The following is a 1,013-nucleotide window of genomic DNA, read 5'->3' as shown; positions in this document are numbered from 1 at the left end:
CCCGATTTGGAGACTTTGAGATGACCGCACTCGTCATTGCAGAACACGACAACGCCCACATCAAGGGCGCCACGCTGAACACCGTCACTGCTGCCGCTGCCACGGGCGGCGAAGTGCATGTGCTGGTGGCCGGCCACAACGCCGCCGCCGCCGCCGCYGCTGCCGCCCAGATCGCCGGCGTCACCAAGGTGCTGCACGCCGACTCTGCCGCGCTGGCCGAAGGCCTGGCCGAGAACGTCGCCGCGCAAGTCATCGCGCTGGCGTCTGGCTACAGCCACCTGCTGTTCCCCGCCACCGCTGCGGGCAAGAACGTCGCACCCCGCGTTGCCGCGCTGCTGGACGTGGCTCAGCTGAGCGACGTGACCAAGGTCATCAGTGCCGACACCTTCGAGCGCCCGATCTACGCCGGTAACGCCATCGCCACCGTGCAGAGCAGCGATGCGACCAAGGTGCTGACCGTTCGCACGACGGGCTTCGACCCGGCCGCTGCATCCGGTGGTTCGGCTGCCGTCGAAACCGTGGCCGCCGCCGCCGACAGCGGCAAGAGCAGCTTTGTCGGCCGTGAGGTGACCAAGAGCGACCGCCCCGAGCTGACCGCCGCCAAGATCATCGTGTCAGGTGGCCGCGCGCTGGGCTCGAACGACAAGTTCATGGAAGTGCTGACCCCGCTGGCTGACAAGCTCGGCGCGGCCCTCGGCGCTTCGCGCGCCGCCGTTGACGCGGGCTACGCGCCCAACGACTGGCAGGTGGGCCAGACCGGAAAGATCGTCGCCCCCCAGCTCTACGTGGCTTGCGGCATCTCGGGCGCCATCCAGCATCTGGCCGGCATGAAGGACTCCAAGGTCATCGTCGCGATCAACAAGGACCCGGAAGCACCGATCTTCTCGGTGGCCGACTACGGCCTGGAAGCTGACCTGTTCACGGCCGTGCCGGAACTCGTCGCCGCGCTGTAAATCCACGCGCCACCGCACTCCGGGCGCCCAGACTTCGTCTGTCGCGGCGCCCTTTTTGCC

1 protein-coding gene is annotated in these 1,013 nt (G+C 68.1%); it reads left to right on the top strand.

Annotation, left to right across the window (positions count from 1 at the left end):
• Window positions 1-20: 20 nt before the first annotated feature.
• The gene (locus AC1DU6_RS32695) at window positions 21-953 is read left to right on the top strand and encodes an electron transfer flavoprotein subunit alpha/FixB family protein (protein WP_477862423.1); all 933 of its coding nucleotides are present in this window, start codon (window positions 21-23) and stop codon (window positions 951-953) included.
• Window positions 954-1,013: the final 60 nt, after the last annotated feature.

This window comes from Roseateles sp. P5_B10 (genome assembly GCF_056400485.1).
The sequence above is the reverse complement of the archived record's forward strand: the minus strand, read 5'-3'. Positions and strand labels throughout refer to the sequence as shown.